We start from the raw sequence: 18,758 nt of genomic DNA, 5'->3' as shown, positions 1-18,758 counted from the left end.
GATCGCCCCGGGCTTAGAAGTCCTCGTCCAGGTCGACCGTGCCCTCGACCGCGACCTGGTAGGCCGACGGGCGGCGCTCGAAGAAGTTCGTCAGCTCCTGGACACCCTGGAGCTCCATGAAGGTGAACGGGTTCTGCGAGCCGTAGACGGGCGCGAAGCCGAGGCGGACCAGACGCTGGTCCGCGACGCACTCCAGGTACTCGCGCATCGACTCGGTGTTCATGCCCGGCAGGCCGTCACCGCACAGGTCGCGGCCGAACTGCAGCTCCGCCTCCACGGCCTCCTTCAGCATGTCGACGACCTGCTGCTGGAGGGCGTCGTCGAAGAGCTCCGGCTCCTCCTTGCGGACCGTGTCCACGACCTCGAACGCGAAGTTCATGTGACAGGTCTCGTCCCGGAACACCCAGTTGGTGCCCGTCGCCAGGCCGTGGAGCAGGCCGCGGGAGCGGAACCAGTACACGTACGCGAAGGCGCCGTAGAAGAACAGGCCCTCGATGCACGCGGCGAAGCAGATCAGGTTCAGCAGGAAGCGGCGGCGGTCGGCGGCCGTCTCCAGGCGGTCGATCTTCTCCACCGAGTCCATCCAGCGGAAGCAGAACTGCGCCTTCTCGCGGATCGACGGGATCTCCTCGACCGCGTCGAAGGCGGCCGCGCGGTCGTCCGGGTCGGGCAGGTAGGTGTCGAGCAGCGTCAGGTAGAACTGGACGTGCACGGCCTCCTCGAAGAGCTGGCGCGACAGGTACAGGCGCGCCTCCGGGGAGTTGATGTGCTTGTACAGGGTCAGCACGAGGTTGTTCGAGACGATCGAGTCGCCCGTCGCGAAGAACGCGACCAGACGGCCGATCATGTGCTGCTCGGAGGGCGTCAGCTTCGCGAGGTCCGCGACGTCCGAGTGGAGGTCGACCTCCTCGACGGTCCAGGTGTTCTTGATCGCGTCCCGGTAGCGCTCGTAGAAGTCCGGGTAGCGCATGGGGCGCAGGGTCAGTTCGAAGCCCGGGTCGAGGAGGTTCTTCGTGGTGTCGGTGGTGCTCATTACTGGCAGGCCTCGCAGGACTCGGGGTTCTCAAGGGAGCAGGCCAGCGCGTCGGCGTCGACGGCCTGCGGGAGCGGGGTGGCTGCGGCCGGGACGGCGGAGCCGGACGCGGCGCGGGCGATCTTCGTCGCCGGGCGCGAGCGCAGGTAGTACGTGGTCTTCAGGCCCTGCTTCCAGGCGTACGCGTACATCGAGCTGAGCTTGCCGATGGTGGGCGTCTCCAGGAACAGGTTCAGCGACTGGGACTGGTCGAGGAACGGGGTGCGCGCCGCCGCCATGTCGATCAGGCCGCGCTGCGGGATCTCCCACGCCGTGCGGTACAGGTCGCGCACCTCCGCCGGGATCCAGCCGAAGCCCTGGACCGAGCCGGAGGATTCGCGCAGCGCCTCGCGGGTCTGGGCGTCCCAGACGCCGAGCCGCTTGAGCTCCTGCACCAGGTAGCCGTTGACCTGGAGGAACTCCCCGCTCAGGGTCTCGCGCTTGAAGAGGTTGGAGACCTGCGGCTCGATGCACTCGTACACGCCCGCGATGGAGGCGATGGTCGCCGTCGGGGCGATGGCCAGGAGGAGCGAGTTGCGCATCCCGGACTTCGCGACGCGGGCGCGCAGTGCGTCCCAGCGCTCCGGCCAGTTCAGCTCGACGACAGCGCTGTCGTAGTGATCCGGGTGCAGGACGCCGCGGGCCGTGCGGGTCTGCTCCCACGCGGGGAGCGGGCCGTTGCGCTCGGCCAGGTCGCAGGAGGCCTCGTACGCCGCGAGCATGATGCGCTCGGAGAGCTTCGTGGACAGGGCCTTCGCCTCGGGGGAGTCGAAGGGCAGCTTCAGCTGGAAGAAGACGTCCTGGAGGCCCATCGCGCCCAGGCCCACCGGACGCCAGCGGGCGTTGGAGCGGCCGGCCTGCTCGGTCGGGTAGAAGTTGATGTCCACGACGCGGTCGAGGAAGGTGACCGCGGTGCGGACGGTCTCGTCCAGGCGCTCCCAGTCGATGTCGCCGGTGACGTCGCCCGTCCCGGCCAGGACGAAGGCACCGAGGTTGACCGAGCCGAGGTTGCAGACGGCCGTCTCGCCGTCGTTGGTGACCTCGATGATCTCGGTGCAGAGGTTCGAGGAGTGGACGACGGTGCCCGGCTCGGCGGTCTGGTTCGCCGTGCGGTTGGAGGCGTCCTTGAAGGTCATCCAGCCCTGGCCGGTCTGCGCGAGGGTGCGCATCATCCGGCCGTACAGGTCGCGGGCGGGCATGCTCTTGCGGGCCAGGCCCGACTCCTCGGCCTTGCGGTAGGCGGCGTCGAACTCGTCGCCCCACAGGTCGACCAGCTCGGGGACGTCGGCGGGGGAGAACAGCGACCAGTCGGCGTCGGCGTTCACGCGGCGCATGAACTCGTCCGGCACCCAGTGGGCCAGGTTCAGGTTGTGGGTGCGGCGCTGGTCCTCGCCGGTGTTGTCGCGGAGCTCCAGGAACTCCTCGATGTCCGCGTGCCAGGTCTCCAGGTAGACCGCGGCGGCGCCCTTGCGGCGACCGCCCTGGTTCACGGCGGCGACGGAGGCGTCCAGCGTCTTCAGGAACGGCACGATGCCGTTGGAGTGGCCGTTCGTACCGCGGATCAGCGAACCGCGGGCGCGGATGCGGGAGTACGAGAGGCCGATGCCGCCGGCGTGCTTGGAGAGGCGCGCGACCTGGTGGTAGCGGTCGTAGATCGAGTCCAGCTCGTCCAGCGGGGAGTCCAGGAGGTAGCAGGAGGACATCTGCGGGTGGCGGGTGCCGGAGTTGAAGAGCGTGGGCGAGGACGGCAGGTAGTCCAGGCGGCTCATCAGCCGGTAGAGGGAGGCGACTTCCTCGACGGCCTGGACGGACTCGTTCTCCGCGAGGCCGCAGGCCACGCGCAGCATGAAGTACTGGGGGGTCTCGATGACCTGGCGGGTGATCGGGTGCCGCAGCAGGTAGCGGCTGTGCAGGGTGCGCAGGCCGAAGAAGCCGAAGCGGTCGTCGGCGCCCTCGGCGAGCGCGTGCTCGACCAGCGCGTCGAGCCGGTTCGCGTGCAGGCGTACGAAGTCTGCGGTGCGGTCGGCGATGAGCCCCTCGCGGTGGCCGACCTCGACGGAGCCGGAGAAGGAGGTGGAGCCCTGGCCGGCGGCCTCGTCGCGGACGGCCAGCGTCAGCAGGCGGGCGGCGAGCCGGGAGTACGCCGGGTCCTCGGAGATCAGCCCGGCGGCCGCCTCGGTGGCGAGCGTACGGAGCTCCGCCTCGTCGGCGGCGGCGCTGCGGCCGCGCAGCGCGGCGGCGGCGACCCGGCCGGGGTCGGTGTCGGGCAGGTCGGCGGTCAGCTCGGTGAGCGTGCGCAGGAGCGCGGCCCCCGGACCCTCATAGGCGGACGGGTCGGACTCGGCGCGCGGTGCGGAAGGCGCGATGGTCACGGGGGGAGCTCTCCCTCGCTCGGCTCCGGGGTCACCGTTGGTGCGGGGCGCGAGGGGGCGCACGTGGGGGAGCGCATGCTTGGCAGGGCAATGCGCGTGCGCCACGTGGCGTCCACCGGCCCAACCGCGAGGCCCGGACGTGTCTGCACCCGGTTCGGTCGAGCCGGGCGCACTGTCGACAGGTCCTCGGACTTGCGGATGCACCGAGCGGGTCGGTGCATTTCATACCGTTGCGGGACAGTTCCGGATTCTCACCGGATTCCCCTGCGACGACAGCGAGCATGAGCATACATGTGGGGGCCGGTGCTTGCGGTAGCCCCCACATGTTGTGTCGCTCCTTGCGGACGGTGCGCCGCTAGAGCTCCAGGCGGTAGGTGAGCAGGGGCAGCCCCGGAACCGGGTACCAGTCCCGCTCGGGCGTCCGTACGAAGCCCAGCCGGTCGTAGATCCGGTGCGCCCCGAGCATCTTCTCCGTGGTCGACAGCACCAGGTGGCCCACGCCCTCCAGCTCCCGGGCGCGGTTCACGCAGGCCCGTACGAGGGCCTCGCCCGCGCCGCGTCCGCGGGCCGCCGGGGAGACGGCCAGCATCCGGAACTCCGCCTCGCCGGGGCCCGCGATGTCGCACAGCGGGCTGCCGGGAGGGGCGAAGGTCACACCGCCGAGCAGCGTGCCCTCGTACTCCGCGACGAGCACCTCGCCGTCGGGTGCCCGGCCGGCGACGTCGCGCAGCCGGCTCAGGTAGGGGTCGTCCTCGGCGAAGTCGAGCAGTCCGTCGTCGAGGTACGCCCTTGCGGTGATCTCGCCGAGCTCTTCGTATTCGGCGGCCGCCGCCGTCCGGATGATGATGTCCATGGCATCGAGTGTGCGCCAGGGCAAGGAAAGAGGCCGCCGCGTTTCCGTCGGGTGGACGGAGCAGCGGCGGCCTCTGGGGATCCCGCCGGTTCAGCAGCAGCGGAACCCTTCGCGCGGGTCTCCCTCGCGGGCGTCCGTGCGGGCCCGTTCGAAGGCCCGGCGCGACTGGACCACCGCGTCCGGGTCGTGCGTACGGGCGTGGGCCACGTAGCGGTCGTAGGCCGCCTCGCCCGAGAACTCCCTTACGAAGTACCGGGCCCGGCCCAGCGCGTGGCGCAGGCGCGTCACGCGGGTTCCCGCACGGAGTCCTTCACGCGGCCGCCGCCCGAGTCGAGGCCGGCGGCGGCGAGTTCCGCCCGCTCCTCGGCGGTCGGGATCAGACCGGCCGGGGCGACGAGCTTGGACTCGGTCCACGGGATCTCGACGAGCGTGACCGACTCGGGCTTGCGGATGGCCGCCAGGCAGGTGCGGGCGGCGTCCACGAGCACGATGATGATCAGCAGGGCGAAGAACACCGACAGGACGCCGTCCACCGTGGCGTTGGTGACCACGGTGTGCATCTCGTCCATGTTCTTGGCGGGCTTGAGGACCTTGCCCGCCTCGATCCCGTCCTGGTAGACGTCCCGCTGCGCGAAGAAGCCGATCTTCGGGTTGTCAGAGAAGATCTTCTGGTAGCTGGCGGTGAGCGTGACGGCCAGGTCCCAGGCCAGCGGAACGCCCGTCACCCAGGCCCACTTGAGCCGGCCGGACTTGATCAGCAGGGTGGTGCAGACGGCCAGGGCGACCGCCGCGAGCAGCTGGTTCGCGATGCCGAACAGCGGGAAGAGCTGGTTGATGCCGCCCAGCGGGTCCTTGACGCCGACCCACAGGAAGTAGCCCCAGCCGCCGACGACGACCGCGCTGGCGAACCAGACGCCCGGCTTCCAGCTGACGTCCTTGAAGGACTTGTGCACGTTGCCGAGGGTGTCCTGGAGCATGAAGCGGCCCACGCGGGTGCCGGCGTCCACGGTCGTCAGGATGAACAGGGCCTCGAACATGATCGCGAAGTGGTACCAGAACGCCTTCATCGAGGCGCCGCCGATCACGGCCGAGAAGATCTCCGACATTCCGAGTGCGAAGGTCGGAGCGCCGCCCGTACGGGACAGCAGGCTGGTCTCCTCGACGTCCTGCGCGGCGCGCGCGAGGTCCGCGGGGGAGATGGCGAAGCCGAAGTTCGTCACGGCCTGCGAGGCCGTCTCGACGGTGGCGCCGACGACCCCGGCGGGGGAGTTGATGGCGAAGTACAGGCCCGGGTCGATGATGCAGGCCGTGATGATCGCCATGATGGCGACGAAGGACTCGGTCAGCATCGCGCCGTAGCCGATGACCCTGACCTGGGTCTCCTTCTGGATCATCTTCGGGGTGGTGCCCGAGGAGACCAGCGAGTGGAAGCCGGACAGGGCTCCGCAGGCGATGGTGATGAAGACGAACGGGAACATCGAGCCGGCGAATACCGGGCCGTCTCCGCGCGAGGCGAAGTCGGTGACCGCGGGCATCTTCAGCGTCGGCATGGCGATGACCACGCCCGCGGCGAGCAGCCCGATGGTGCCCACCTTCATGAAGGTGGAGAGGTAGTCGCGCGGGGCGAGCAGCATCCACACCGGCAGGACGGACGCCACGAACCCGTAGGCGACCATCCAGAGGACCAGCGTCTCCTTCTCCAGCGTGAAGGTGTCCGCCAGCGAGGACTCGGCGACCCAGCCGCCCGCGACGATGGCGAGCAGCAGCAGCGCCACACCGACGACGGAGACCTCGGTGACCCGGCCCGGGCGCAGGACGCGCAGGTAGAAGCCCATGAAGAGGGCGATCGGGATGGTCATGCCGATGGAGAAGACGCCCCACGGGGAGTGCGCCAGCGCGTTGACGATGACCAGGGCCAGCACGGCCAGCAGGATGATCATGATGGCGAAGACGCCGATCAGCGCGGCGGCGCCGCCGACCGGGCCGATCTCGTCCCGGGCCATCTGGCCGAGCGACCGGCCGTTGCGCCGGGTGGAGAAGAAGAGCGTGACCATGTCCTGGACGGCGCCCGCGAAGATCACGCCCACGACGATCCAGATGGTGCCGGGCAGGTAGCCCATCTGCGAGGCGAGTACGGGACCCACGAGCGGTCCGGCGCCGGCGATGGCGGCGAAGTGGTGGCCGAAAAGCACCCGTCGGTCGGTCGGGTGGAAGTCGACACCGTTGTCAAGGCGTTCGGCGGGGGTGGCGCGGGTCTTGTCCACCTTCAGTACGCGGTTCGCGACGAAACGCGCGTAGAAGCGGTAGCCGATCGCGTACGAGCCGAGCGCGGCGGCGAGCAGCCAGGCGGCCGAGATCTCCTCGCCGCGCGAGAGCGCCAGTACGCCCCAGCCGATGGCCCCCACGAGGCCGACCAGCACCCACAGGGCCACTGCCTTGGGGGACATGGCGCCTGATGGAGGAGGCGAGTCCGGCGTGGTGCCCGGACTCGCCGCGTCCCGTGCCGCCCGTGTTGCTTCCGGGCCTGGTTCCGTCATGATCCGTCGTCCCCTCGTCGATCATCTGCGTAAGCGCAGGGAATCTACGGGGGACCGCCCGCTAGACGTAAGCCCCCGTCCGTATAGCGGAACGAGAGTCAACTACGAATCAGACGGCGGGACGCTGGAGTCGGGCGACGAACTTGTAACGATCGCCGCGGTATACGGAACGCACCCACTCGACGGGCTCCCCGTCGGCGTCCAGCGAATGGCGGGAAAGCATCAGCATCGGCAGTCCGACGTCGGTGCCGAGCAGTCCGGCCTCCCGCGGGGTGGCCAGCGAGGTCTCGATGGTCTCCTCCGCTTCGGCGAGGCGCACGTCGTACACCTCGGCGAGGGCGGTGTAGAGGGAGGTGTACTTGACCAGCGATCGGCGCAGCGCGGGGAAGCGCTTGGCCGACAGGTGCGTGGTCTCGATCGCCATCGGTTCGCCGCTGGCCAGGCGGAGTCGTTCGATGCGCAGGACCCGCCCGCCGGTGGCGATCTTGAGGAGGCCGGCCAGGGTGTCGTCGGCCGTCACGTAGCCGATGTCCAGGAGCTGGGAGGTGGGTTCCAGACCCTGGGCCCTCATGTCCTCGGTGTACGAGGAGAGTTGGAGCGGCTGGGAGACCTTCGGCTTGGCGACGAAGGTGCCCTTCCCCTGGATCCGCTCGAGGCGCCCCTCGACGACGAGCTCCTGGAGGGCCTGTCGCACCGTGGTGCGGGAGGTGTCGAACTCGGCCGCGAGCGTGCGCTCGGGCGGCACGGGGGTGCCCGGTGGAAGGGTTTCGGTCATATCGAGCAAGTGGCGCTTGAGTCGGTAGTACTTGGGCACGCGTGCCGTGCGGGTGGCCGCCCCGCTGTCCGGCTCCGTGATCGCCCCTTCGGTGGCCATCGCCGCCCGCCTTCCCGACTCCAGTTTCGTTGCCGTCACCGGCTCCTCCGATATGTGCGGTCACATCGTGACACGGGAGGGAGGGCGGGCCTCCTCCCTCCCCCAGGTGTCGGTCCGATAACGGACCGAGCACCCGCTCATTAGACCCTTGACACCCCTAAAGGTCTAGGCCAAGCTCCAGCTACTGGTCTACACCAATATGGATCAGATCCCGGCCCCACGGGCAGTACTTGGTGCTTTTTGAGTCACCGCGGCGGGCAAGGGAAGTTGCAGGCAGCATCCCTGAGGAGGGTGGCGTGAAGCGCAAGCTCATCGCGGCGGTCAGTGTCGCGGGCATGATGGTCGGAGTCGCGGCGTGCGGCAACGGCGGCGACGACAAGCCGAAGGCCGACGCGGGTGGCGCCAAGGAGATCACCGTCTGGGTGATGGACGGCTCCGCACCGAAGACCTGGATCGACGCGGTCAACGCGGAGTTCTCCGCCAAGCACCCCGGTGTCACGGTCAAGGTAGAGGTTCAGCCCTGGAAGGGCATCCAGGAGAAGGTCACCACGGCCCTCTCCGAGAACACCCCGCCGGACGTCCTGGAGCTCGGCAACACCCAGACCGCCGGTTACGCGGTCACCGGTGGCCTCGCCGACCTGACCAAGGACAAGGCGAAGCTCGGCGCGGACGCCTGGGCGAAGAGCGGTCTGGCCTCGGCCGAGATCGACGGCAAGCTCTACTCCGCTCCGTGGTACGCGGCCAACCGCGTCGTGATCTACGACAAGAAGGCCTTCGAGAAGGCGGGCGTCACGGCGCCCAAGACCCGCGACGAGTGGGTCGCCGGCCTGGAGAAGCTGAAGGCGGCCGACCCGGCCTCGCAGCCGATCTACCTGCCCGGCCAGAGCTGGTACGTCCTCGCCGGTCTCATCTGGGACGAGGGCGGCGACCTCGCCGTCAAGGACGGCGACAAGTGGAAGGGTGGTCTCGGCACCCCCCAGGCCGCTTCCGCGATGGAGTTCTACAAGAAGCTCCAGTCCTTCTCCACCGCCCCGAAGGACAAGGACGAGGCGAACCCGCAGCAGTCCACCGACGTCGTTCCCAAGGGTGGCGTCGCCTCCTGGATCGGTCTCGGCTGGGAGGCCGGCGGTGCCGAGAAGGCGCTGAAGGACGCGGGCAAGGAAGCCGACTTCGGTTACTTCCCGATCCCGGGCAAGACCGCCGACAAGCCGGGCACCGTCTTCCTCGGTGGCTCGAACCTGGCGATCGCCGAGCGCTCCAAGAACAAGGACCTCGCCAAGGAGTGGCTGGCCCTCGCCGCAGGCAAGGACCAGATGACCAAGTACGCCGCCGAGACCAAGGGCGCGCTGCTCCCGAACCAGGCCGGCGCGAACTTCACCCCGGCCGCGGGCTCCTTCGCCGAGGCGATGGCCAAGGCCGGCGTCAACGGCAACATCACCCCGGTGACCCCGGGCTGGGCGAACGTCGAGACCGAGCCGAACCCCATCAAGGAGTTCATGACGAAGGTCCTGAAGGGTGACGACGCCGCCAAGGCGGGCGCGGACGCGGACAAGGAAATCGCGAGCCGCATCAACAAGTAACACCCCGAAGTACCCGTACTGAACGCACCGGGGGCGCGGTGGGCGCCCAGAGCGCCCACCGCGCCCCCGGTCGCGCATTGACAGACGTAAGCGCCGCCTGCTCCGAGCGGGGAAGCGGGTGCCAGTCGCCACAGTCAACCGCGAGGAAGCCCAGACATGACCGTGCACTCCCAGGGAGCGGCCACTGCCGCTCCACAGGACGCACCACACGAGTCCGCGGGGCCGGCCCAGACGCCGCCGCCCACCGGAGCCAAGGCAGCGTCCCAGTCTCCTCGCGGGGGCAGAAAGTCGCTCCCCTCAGGGTGGTTGCCGTACCTCCTGATCGGGCCCGCCGTGCTCAGCATGGCGACCCTGCTGCTCTACCCGCTGATCAAGAACATCATCCTGTCGTTCCAGAAGGTCGACAAGATCGAGTTCATCCAGCGGAAGGCGCCGTTCAACGGCGTGGACAACTACACCGAGCTGCTGGGCGACTCGCAGTTCTGGACCGTGGTCGTCCGCAGCTTCCTCTTCACCGCGGGCAACGTCTTCCTGATCATGGTGCTCGGCAGCCTCATCGGGCTCCTGCTGAACCGGCTCGGCAAGTGGATGCGCCTGGTCCTGTCGATGGCGCTGGTGATGGCCTGGGCCATGCCGATCGTCGCCTCCGTGACCGTCTTCCAGTGGCTGTTCGACGAGCAGTACGGCGTCATGAACTGGCTGATGCGCACGCTCGGCTTCAGCGGCTACGAGCAGCACAACTGGTTCGAGACCGGCCTGTCCACCATGGTGATCATCACCGTGCTGGTGGCCTGGGGCTCGATCCCGTTCGTCGCCCTCAACATGTACGCGGCCCTGACCACGGTCAGTACCGAGATGTACGAGGCCGCCCGCATGGACGGCGCCAACGGCTGGCAGACCTTCTGGCAGGTCGTCTTCCCGAACCTCAAGTCGTTCTTCCTGGTCACGACCTTCCTCGAGGTCATCTGGGTCTTCAAGGCCTTCACCCAGGTCTACGCGATGAACAAGGGCGGCCCCGACCGCGCCTCGGAGACCCTGACGATCTACGCGTACGTGGAGGGCCAGAGCCAGGGCCACTACGGCCTGGCCGCCGCGATCTCCGTCCTGACGATCGTGATGCTCGTGATCGTCATGTCCTTCTACTTCCGTCTGATCCTGAAGCAGGAGGAGGAGCAGTGAGCACCACCACCGCCCCGAAGCCCGCGCCGTCCGCGCCGTCCGCGAAGCCCCAGCAGCTGCGCAACCGCCGGCCGATCCGTCCCGCAGCGGTCGCCAAGAACGTCGGCGCCCTGCTGCTGGCCGTCCTCTTCGTCTTCCCGGTCTACTGGATGTTCTCCTCGGCCCTGAAGCCGTCCAGCGAGATCCTCTCCAAGGACCCCGTCTTCGTCTTCACCCCGACGACGGAGAACTTCACCAAGGCCACCGGTGTCGACCTGTTCTGGACCTACGTCACGAACAGCTTCATCGTCACCGTCGGCGCCGTCGGCCTGGCCCTGCTCGTCGCCCTCGCCGCGAGCTTCGCCATCGCCCGCATGAAGTTCAAGGGCCGCAAGGGCCTGGTCCTCGCGGTGATGATGGCCCAGATGGCGCCCTGGGAGGTCATGGTCATCGCGATGTACATGATCGCCCGCGACTCCGAGATGCTGAACAGCCTCCCGCTGCTCACCGCGATCTACTTCGTGATGGTCCTCCCCTTCACCATCTGGACCCTGCGCGGCTTCATCGCCGCCGTCCCGGTGACGCTGGAGGAAGCCGCCCAGATCGACGGCTGCACCCGCGGCCAGGCCTTCCGCAAGGTGATCTTCCCGCTGCTCGCCCCCGGCCTGATGTCCACCTCGCTCTTCGGCTTCATCACGGCCTGGAACGAGTTCGCGATGGTCCTGATCCTGAACAAGGACAAGACCGCGCAGACCCTGCCGCTGTGGCTGACCCAGTTCCAGACCGCCTTCGGCAACGACTGGGGCGCCACCATGGCCGCTTCCTCGCTCTTCGCGGTCCCGGTGCTGCTCATCTTCGTCTTCCTCCAGCGCAAGGCCGTCGGCGGCATGACCGCCGGCGCCGTGAAGGGATAACGGCCCATGACTGTCCTTGCGCACCGCACGACTGCGCCTGATTCGAATGATGGGGTGACCCGGGACGCCCTGGCGGTCCTGCAGCCCGGCTTCGAGGGCACCACCGCGCCCGCCTGGCTGCTGCGCCAGGTCGCCGAAGGCCTCACCGCCGTCGGTCTCTTCGGCCGCAACATCACCTCGCCCGAGCAGCTCGCCGCGCTGACCGCGCAGCTTCGTACCGAGCGGGACGACGTCCTCGTCGCCATCGACGAGGAGGGTGGCGACGTCACCCGCCTGGAGGTCCGGGGCGGCTCCTCCTTCCCGGGCAACCTGGCCCTCGGCGCCGTGGACGACGTGGACCTGACCCGCGACGTCGCCCGCGAGCTGGGCCGCCGGCTCGCCGAGTGCGGGGTCAACCTCAACTGGGCCCCGTCCGCCGACGTCAACTCCAACCCGGACAACCCGGTCATCGGCGTACGGTCCTTCGGCGCCGACACCCACCTCACCGCCCGGCACACCGCCGCGTACGTCGAAGGCCTGCAGGCCGCCGGCGTCGCCGCCTGCACCAAGCACTTCCCGGGCCACGGCGACACCAACGTCGACTCGCACCACGCGCTGCCGCGCATCGACGTGGACCTCGAGACCCTGGCCGTGCGGGAACTCGTACCGTTCCGGGCCGCCATCGAGGCCGGCACCAAGGCCGTCATGAGCGCCCACATCCTGGTGCCGGCCCTGGACCCGACCCGCCCGGCCACGCTCAGCCCGCAGATCCTGACCGGTCTGCTGCGCAAGGAGCTCGGCTACGAGGGCCTCATCGTCACCGACGGCATGGAGATGAAGGCCATCGCCGGGACGTACGGCATCGAGCGCGGCTCGGTGCTGGCCATCGCGGCCGGCGCCGACGCCATCTGCGTCGGCGGCGGGCTCGCCGACGAGGGCACCGTGCTGAGGCTGCGCGACGCGCTGGTCTCGGCCGTGCGCGAGGGTGCGCTTCCGGAGGAGCGCCTCGCCGAGGCCGCCGCCCGGGTCCGTTCGCTGGCGGAGTGGACCCGCCAGGTCCGCAGGGGCGCGCGGCCGGAGGGGAGCAGCGCGCCCGGCATCGGACTGGCGGCGGCCCGGCGTGCGGTGGTCGTGACGGGTTCGCCCAAGGCGGCGGCCCCGGTCAACGCCCCGTACATCGCCACGCTCACCCCGGTGGCGAACTTCGCGGTCGGCGACGAGACCCCGTGGGGCGTGGCCGCGGAAGTGTCCGCGCTGGTCCCGGGCACCGACTCGGGCGTGTACCCGGAGGGGTCGACGGCCGCTGACGTCCTGGCCGCCGCGGGGAACCGCACCGTCGTCGCGGTGGTCCGCGACGCGCACCGCCACCCGTGGATGACCGAGGCCCTGGACGCGCTCGTCGCGGCGCGGCCGGAGACGATCGTGGTCGAGATGGGCGTCCCGCAGGCCGAGCCGCGCGGCGCGCTGCACATCGCGACGCACGGCGCCGCCCGGGTCTGCGGGCGGGCCGCCGCGGAGATCATCGCGGGCGTCTAGCGCAGGACACGGACCGGAGCCGGGCACCCGTCACGGGGGTGCCCGGCTCCGCCGCGTCCGGGCCGGGCGTCCGGTCCGCCCGGTGCTGCCGCCGGGTACGCGGATACGGCGAAGGCCGGGCCTTCCCCTGGGGGAGGACCCGGCCTTCGCCGTACCTACGGCTTACAGACCCTGCCAGGCGGGCTTGTTGGCGTAGGTGTGGCGGAAGTAGTCCGCGAGCTTCAGCTTGGAGGCGGCGGCCTCGTCCACGATCACCGTGGCGTGGCGGTGCAGCTGGAGCGCGGAGGCCGGCACGAGGGCGGACAGCGGGCCCTCGACGGTCTGCGCGACGGCCTCCGCCTTGCCCTCGCCGGTGGCCAGCAGGACCAGGTGGCGGGCGTCGAGGATGGTGCCGATGCCCTGGGTGATGACGTGGTGGGGCACCTGCTCTATGTCGTTGTCGAAGAAGCGCGCGTTGTCCACGCGGGTCTGCTCCGTCAGCGTCTTGATGCGGGTGCGGGAGGCGAGCGAGGAGCAGGGCTCGTTGAAGCCGATGTGCCCGTCCGTGCCGATTCCGAGGAGCTGGAGGTCCACTCCGCCGGCCGCGGCGAGGGCGCGGTCGTAGGCGTCGCAGGCAGCGACGATGTCCTCGGCCGAGCCGTCCGGGCCCATGAAGGAGGCCTCGGACAGGCCCAGCGGCTCCACGACCTCGCGCAGGACGACGGCGCGGTAGGACTCCGGGTGCCCGGCCGGCAGGCCGACGTACTCGTCGAGCTGGCAGACGCGGGCCTTGGAGGCGTCGACCAGTCCGGCCTTGACCTTGGCGGCGAGCGCCTCATAGATGGGCAGCGGGGTAGAGCCGGTCGCCACGCCGAGCAGGGCGTCGGGCTTGCGGCGGACCAGGGCGGCCATGGCCTCCGCGATGAGCTCGCCGCCTGCCTTGGCGTCCGGGACGATGACAACTTCCACGCGGGGCCTGCCGATCTGGAGTGTGGCGAATGTGGTATAGACCAATCTAGCAGAGGCGATGCCCCGTTGTCGGGTCTTCGCGCACACTCCATGGTGGGCCGGATCCGCCGCTCCGGCCTCCCGGATCGGGCCCCGCCCGATCCGGGAGACGCCCCTCAGAGCAGCGAGAGCTGGAGCCCGCCCGTCACGGCGAGGTGCTGGCCCGTGACCCAGCGGGAGTCCGGGGAGGCGAGGAAGGCGACCACGTCCGCGACCTCCTGCGGGGTGCCGAGCCGGCCGAAGACGGAGCGGGAGGCGGCGCCCGCGTTGTTCACCAGTACGTCCACCCCCTCGGTGGCCAGCGGATGGGCCGCGTACGCCGCCCAGAGGGCCTCCGCGCCGCCCGGGACCCCGAGCTCGGCCCCGACCGCGAAGGCGCGACCCCCGGCCGCCTCGATGGCCCCCACGGTCTCCTTGGCCGCCGCCTCGTTGTGCCCGTAGGCCACCGCGACCAGCGCCCCGTCGCGGGCGAGGCGCTCCGCGACGGCCCGCCCGATGCCCCGGCTGCCGCCCGTGACCAGTGCCGTCTTCCCCTTGAGTACGCCCACGGCGCGCCCCCCTTTCGATAACGGTCGCTACAGAAAGGACCGTATCAGATTCCGTAGCGCCCGCTATAGAATGAGTTCATGGTGACCGGACAACGTGGCAGGCCCCGCTCCTTCGACCGCGACGAGGCCCTCGACAAGGCGATGCTCGCCTTCTGGGAGCGCGGCTACGAGGCGACGTCGATCTCCGACCTGACGGCCTCGCTCGGGATCAGCGCCCCGAGCCTGTACGCGGCCTTCGGCGACAAGCGCAAGCTCTTCGACGAGGTGGTGGTGGTCTACGGCGGCCGCTACGGGGACTTCGCGGCCGTGGCCCTCGCCGAGGAGCCCACCGCCCGCGCGGCGGTGGGGCGCGTCCTGCACGAGGCGGCGGAGGTCTACACCGACCCCGCCCACCCGCCGGGCTGCATGGTGATCAGTGCGGCGGTCAACACCACCTCGGACGAGGTCGCGGAGGCGCTGCGCGTGCGGCGCGAGGCCAATCTGGTGGCGTTCGAGAGCCGCATCCGGGCCGATGTCGCCGCGGGGATCCTGCCGGCCGGCACGGACACGTGGGCGCTGGCGCGCTACGCGGGGGCGGTGCTGCAGGGGATGTCCCAGCAGTCGCGCGACGGCGCGGGCCGGGAGGAGCTGGAGGCGGTGGCGGAGCTGGCCATGGGGGCCTGGCCGCAGTAGGGGGAGGGGTCGAGTCTGTCGCTCGGGGGCACGTTCCGCTGGGCCCGATTCCGCTGGGCCCGATTCCTCTGGGCCACGGTGCCGAACGGGACCCTCAGCCCGCCCGGCACCGTAGCCCGGAGTACTTACGGCCGACGGGTGTGCGGTGCCCGACAGCCGGTGGGAGGTGACGCGCGGTCAGGGCAGATCGCGCGGCTTACCTCGATCCGTCCTCCTGTGCGGGGAGGGCGGAAGCTTGATGTAATTGTGGACTAGACCAATCTGTTCTGTCCATCCAATGACGGAACCCTGATTACCGTCACTTCCTCCAACCCTACGCGGAAGCGGGGTCTCCTGGATACTCCGGAGTATCGCGCTGAGGAAAGTCATGGCCCGTACCCGGGGTACGCTCGCCGGGTGCCCTCCATGAACGACCTCGTACGCCAGCACACCGCTCTCAGTGAAACCGACCTGGAGTGGCTCCATCTGCTGGTCTCGGAGTGGCAGCTGCTCTCCGACCTCTCCTTCGCCGACCTGGTGCTGTGGGTTCCCACGCTCGACGGCAGCCGGTACGTCTCGGTCGCGCAGATGCGCCCGAACACCGGCCCCACCTCGTACCAGGACGACATGGTCGGCCACCTGGTCCCGCGCGGCCGGCGCCCGCTGCTCGACGCCGCGCTCGACGAGGGCCGCATCGTGCGCGAGGGGGACCCGGAGTGGCGCGAGGAGGTGCCGGTCCGGGTCGAGTCGATCCCCGTGCGCCGCGAGGGCCGGGTCCTCGGCGTGATCGCACGCAATACCAACCTGCTCACTGTGCGTACACCCAGCCGGCTGGAGCTCACCTACCTCCAGTCCGCCTCCGACCTGGCCCAGATGATCGCGGCGGGCTCCTTCCCGTTCCCCGGCCAGCAGGTCGACATGGACGCCTCCCCGCGCGTCGGCGACGGCCTGATCCGGCTCGACGCCGAGGGCGTGGTGACGTACGCGTCCCCGAACGCGCTCTCCGCCTACCACCGGCTCGGCCTCGCCTCCGACCTGGTCGGCCAGCACCTGGGCAGCATCACCTCCGAACTCGCGCCCTCCCGCGGCCCGGTGGACGAGGCCCTGGTCAAACTCGCGAGCGGCTGGGCCCCGCGCGAGACCGAGGCCGAGGGCAGCGGCGGGGTCATCCAGCTGCGGGCCATCCCGCTCAAGCCCAAGGGCACCCGGATCGGCTCGCTCGTCCTGTGCCGCGACGTCACGGAACTGCGCCGTCGCGAACGTGAATTGATCACCAAGGACGCGACCATCCGGGAGATCCACCACCGGGTCAAGAACAACCTCCAGACGGTGGCCGCGCTCTTGCGGCTGCAGGCCCGTCGCATGGATTCGCCGCAGGGGCGCGAGGCGCTGAACGAAGCCGTCCGCCGCGTCGGTTCGATCGCGATCGTGCACGAGACGCTCTCTCAGAACCTGGACGAGCGGGTCGAGTTCGACGAGATCGCGGACCGCGTGATCGCGATGGTCTCCGAGATCTCCCCGGGCAAGGTCGCCTGCCGGCGCACCGGCCGCTTCGGAATCCTGGACGCGGAGGTCGCCACCCCGCTGTCGATGGTGCTGACGGAGATCCTCCAGAACGCCCTGGAGCACGCCTTCACCCAGGGGGAGGGCGGCACCGTGGAGGTCTCCGCGGCCCGCTCGGGCAGCGGCCGCGACGACGCCCGGCTGCTGATCTCGGTGGTCGACGACGGCTGCGGTCTGCCCGAGGGGTTCGACCCCCAGCGGGCCGGCAACCTCGGGCTGCAGATCGTACGGACCCTGGTGGAGGGCGAGCTCGGCGGCACCTTCGACATGGTCGCGTCCGAGCCGCGCGGCACCAAGGTCGTCCTCGACATACCGGCCAGCCCGCAGAAGTAGCGCAGCGTGCCGGTCACTCAGGGTGACGTCAGGGGCTGCTCGCAGGCTCCGGACAGCACTGAACCCCGGACCGAATGGTTTTCGGTACGGGGTTCAAGAGCACGTTGCTGAGCGCTTATATGGGTACTACGCGCTGCGGCTCGAGGCTCGAAAGTCGATGTCAGGCGGTTGCGTTGCGCGCCCGATTGCGAGCGGCGCGGCGCTTCATCGCGCGGCGCTCGTCCTCGCTGAGACCGCCCCAGACACCGGAGTCCTGACCGGACTCGAGCGCCCACTGCAGGCACTGCTCCATGACGGGGCAACGGCGGCAGACGGCCTTGGCTTCCTCGATCTGCAGCAGCGCAGGACCGGTGTTGCCGATGGGGAAGAAGAGTTCCGGGTCTTCCTCGCGGCAAACGGCGTTGTGACGCCAGTCCATGGCTGCTCCATCTCCTTGTATTGCGGGCAGGTTGCTTGTGAATGTGAACGCTTTCACGAATCCCTTCGTGAGGGAAGGGAGACCGCCCAGTTTGGGGAAAAACTCGCCCTGGGCTGCCGGAGATTCGTGGAGGGGTTCTGGCGGTCTGTGTGGGTGCCGGGTTCTGCGGGCTGTCCCGATCGCCATGTAGAGATTCGCAAACCTCGGACGGGGATACAACCCCTTCCGGAAAGTTTTTTTTGATTCGTCGGTGTCTACTAGGTCACAGCCCTACTTCCTAGGGGTGGACCGGCGTGTAAACGTTCGAGTGGAAGGACTTTCGGCCCTTCCACTCACACAATCACACGCAGTGCCCGGCGTACGCCTGTGAACCGAACGCTGGTGCGCAACCCGAGGTGGTCTCCGTCCATCTGGAACGGAAGCGGCACCTTCGAATGCAAGGTGAAGTCCGTCAGATCGTGCAGAGACACCGCGTGCTTGCCGTGCGGACCGCGCTCAGGAGTCGAGGTCAGGAGCTGTGTCGCGTAGCGGGCGACCGCCGGAGTTGACAAACGGTCCAGTGCCAATACGTCAAGCGCAGTATCGAACGACGCCTCCGGGGAGGCGTAGAGCGGCCGGTTGCCCAGGTATGTCCAGGGTGACGTGTTGCACACTATCGACAGCACCAGGTCCGTCACCGGATCCGCGCCGGGCCGTTCGAGCGTCACCGTGCCGTGCCGGCGGTTGGGCTCTTCCCAGAACTGGCGCATCAGCTGTCGCACGTACAGGGCATGGGTCGAACGCTTGCCCCGTTCCCGCTGCTGTTCGACGCGGCCCACCACGCCCGCGTCGAAGCCGAAGCCCGCGCAGAAGGTGAACCAGCGCGCCGGAACCGACTCGTCCTCCGTGCCCGGGGTGCCGGCGGCGAGCCCCAGGCCGACCGTTCGTTCGCGCCGCTCCCGCAGTGCGTCCAGCAGGGCGCCGGTCGCCTCGACCGCGTCGTTGGGCAGGCCGAGTGCGCGGGCGAAGACGTTGGTGGAGCCGCCGGGGACCACCGCGAGTCCGGGCAGCCGGTCCGGATCGGGTCCCTCGTGCAGCAGTCCGTTGACCACTTCGTTGACGGTGCCGTCACCGCCCAGGGCCACCACCAGGTCCATGCCGGTCTCGGCCGCCCTGCGGCCCAGGTCCCGGGCGTGGCCGCGGTATTCGGTGGTGACCGCCTCCAGCTTCATCTCGCTGGCGAGCGCGTGGGTCAGGACGTCGCGCGTGCGCGCACTGGTGGTCGTCGCTGCTGGGTTGGCCACGAGGAGTGCACGCATGGGCGTCAGCCTACCGACCCCTTCCGGCGCCGCCCATACTGGCCGTCCCCTCCGGGTGCGGGAGGGGCGCGGCTACCCTGCTGGG

16 protein-coding genes and 1 riboswitch are annotated in these 18,758 nt (G+C 69.7%); of the genes, 6 read left to right on the top strand and 10 right to left on the bottom strand.

What is annotated here, in order from left to right; translation table 11 throughout:
• Positions 1-13: 13 nt before the first annotated feature.
• From ACE1OC_RS13965 to ACE1OC_RS13940, 6 genes are all read right to left on the bottom strand, one after another.
• Positions 14-1,033 carry a ribonucleotide-diphosphate reductase subunit beta gene (locus ACE1OC_RS13965; RefSeq protein WP_407837287.1) on the bottom strand — a complete coding sequence of 340 codons (1,020 nt, stop codon included), beginning with the start codon at positions 1,031-1,033 and terminating at the stop codon, positions 14-16.
• Complete coding sequence (locus ACE1OC_RS13960) at positions 1,033-3,444, bottom strand: ribonucleoside-diphosphate reductase subunit alpha (RefSeq protein WP_407837286.1); 2,412 nt, start codon at positions 3,442-3,444, stop codon at positions 1,033-1,035. The genes ACE1OC_RS13965 and ACE1OC_RS13960 overlap by 1 nt, the downstream gene beginning before the upstream one ends.
• Positions 3,445-3,625: 181 nt before the next feature.
• A riboswitch (cobalamin riboswitch) is annotated at positions 3,626-3,708 on the bottom strand.
• Between the two features lie 91 nt (positions 3,709-3,799).
• Positions 3,800-4,297 carry a GNAT family N-acetyltransferase gene (locus ACE1OC_RS13955; RefSeq protein ID WP_407837285.1) on the bottom strand — a complete coding sequence of 166 codons (498 nt, stop codon included), beginning with the start codon at positions 4,295-4,297 and terminating at the stop codon, positions 3,800-3,802.
• Between the two features lie 90 nt (positions 4,298-4,387).
• Positions 4,388-4,585: a CstA-like transporter-associated (seleno)protein gene (locus ACE1OC_RS13950; protein WP_407837284.1), complete on the bottom strand. Its 198-nt coding sequence runs from the start codon at positions 4,583-4,585 to the stop codon at positions 4,388-4,390.
• Complete coding sequence (locus ACE1OC_RS13945; RefSeq protein ID WP_407837283.1) at positions 4,582-6,744, bottom strand: carbon starvation CstA family protein; 2,163 nt, start codon at positions 6,742-6,744, stop codon at positions 4,582-4,584. Before ACE1OC_RS13945 ends, ACE1OC_RS13950 begins: the two co-directional genes overlap by 4 nt.
• Positions 6,745-6,943: 199 nt before the next feature.
• Positions 6,944-7,708 (bottom strand): GntR family transcriptional regulator, encoded by a 765-nt coding sequence (locus tag ACE1OC_RS13940; protein ID WP_250750353.1) that lies wholly within the window; start codon positions 7,706-7,708, stop codon positions 6,944-6,946.
• Positions 7,709-8,004: 296 nt separating this feature from the next.
• Here ACE1OC_RS13940 and ACE1OC_RS13935 point away from each other — a divergent pair, with 296 nt between their 5' ends.
• The 4 genes from ACE1OC_RS13935 (at position 8,005) to ACE1OC_RS13920 (ending at position 12,875) form a co-directional block, all read left to right on the top strand.
• The gene (locus ACE1OC_RS13935; protein WP_407837282.1) at positions 8,005-9,288 is read left to right on the top strand and encodes an extracellular solute-binding protein; all 1,284 of its coding nucleotides are present in this window, start codon (positions 8,005-8,007) and stop codon (positions 9,286-9,288) included.
• A gap of 156 nt (positions 9,289-9,444) precedes the next feature.
• Positions 9,445-10,467 (top strand): carbohydrate ABC transporter permease, encoded by a 1,023-nt coding sequence (locus ACE1OC_RS13930; protein ID WP_407837281.1) that lies wholly within the window; start codon positions 9,445-9,447, stop codon positions 10,465-10,467.
• Between the two features lie 56 nt (positions 10,468-10,523).
• A complete protein-coding gene (locus ACE1OC_RS13925) occupies positions 10,524-11,360 on the top strand; it encodes a carbohydrate ABC transporter permease (RefSeq protein WP_274551826.1) in 837 nt (278 codons plus the stop codon).
• A 6-nt stretch (positions 11,361-11,366) separates the two neighbouring features.
• Complete coding sequence (locus ACE1OC_RS13920; RefSeq protein WP_407837280.1) at positions 11,367-12,875, top strand: glycoside hydrolase family 3 protein; 1,509 nt, start codon at positions 11,367-11,369, stop codon at positions 12,873-12,875.
• Positions 12,876-13,037: 162 nt separating this feature from the next.
• Here ACE1OC_RS13920 and nagB read toward each other — a convergent pair whose 3' ends face one another.
• Together nagB and ACE1OC_RS13910 are read right to left on the bottom strand one after the other, a co-directional pair.
• Complete coding sequence (gene nagB / locus ACE1OC_RS13915; RefSeq protein ID WP_407837279.1) at positions 13,038-13,823, bottom strand: glucosamine-6-phosphate deaminase; 786 nt, start codon at positions 13,821-13,823, stop codon at positions 13,038-13,040.
• A gap of 155 nt (positions 13,824-13,978) precedes the next feature.
• Complete coding sequence (locus ACE1OC_RS13910; protein WP_407837278.1) at positions 13,979-14,410, bottom strand: SDR family oxidoreductase; 432 nt, start codon at positions 14,408-14,410, stop codon at positions 13,979-13,981.
• A 78-nt stretch (positions 14,411-14,488) separates the two neighbouring features.
• Here ACE1OC_RS13910 and ACE1OC_RS13905 point away from each other — a divergent pair, with 78 nt between their 5' ends.
• Together ACE1OC_RS13905 and ACE1OC_RS13900 are read left to right on the top strand one after the other, a co-directional pair.
• Complete coding sequence (locus ACE1OC_RS13905; RefSeq protein WP_407837277.1) at positions 14,489-15,082, top strand: TetR/AcrR family transcriptional regulator; 594 nt, start codon at positions 14,489-14,491, stop codon at positions 15,080-15,082.
• Positions 15,083-15,487: 405 nt separating this feature from the next.
• Complete coding sequence (locus tag ACE1OC_RS13900; protein WP_407841554.1) at positions 15,488-16,957, top strand: sensor histidine kinase; 1,470 nt, start codon at positions 15,488-15,490, stop codon at positions 16,955-16,957.
• 160 nt (positions 16,958-17,117) lie between these two features.
• Here the strand turns inward: ACE1OC_RS13900 and ACE1OC_RS13895 are convergent, their stop codons facing one another.
• Together ACE1OC_RS13895 and ACE1OC_RS13890 are read right to left on the bottom strand one after the other, a co-directional pair.
• Positions 17,118-17,375, bottom strand: a complete 258-nt coding sequence (locus ACE1OC_RS13895; RefSeq protein WP_004937597.1) for a WhiB family transcriptional regulator — start codon at positions 17,373-17,375, stop codon at positions 17,118-17,120.
• A 332-nt stretch (positions 17,376-17,707) separates the two neighbouring features.
• Entirely contained in the window at positions 17,708-18,673 is a 966-nt protein-coding gene (locus ACE1OC_RS13890; protein WP_250750363.1) for a diacylglycerol/lipid kinase family protein, read from the bottom strand.
• Positions 18,674-18,758 lie beyond the last annotated feature (85 nt).

Origin of the sequence: Streptomyces stoeckheimensis (assembly GCF_045822005.1) — a bacterium.
In the GTDB taxonomy this organism is placed as follows: Bacteria; Actinomycetota; Actinomycetes; order Streptomycetales; family Streptomycetaceae; genus Streptomyces; species Streptomyces stoeckheimensis.
Note: the sequence above shows the minus strand (reverse complement) of the source record. Positions and strands in the feature narration are given on the sequence as shown.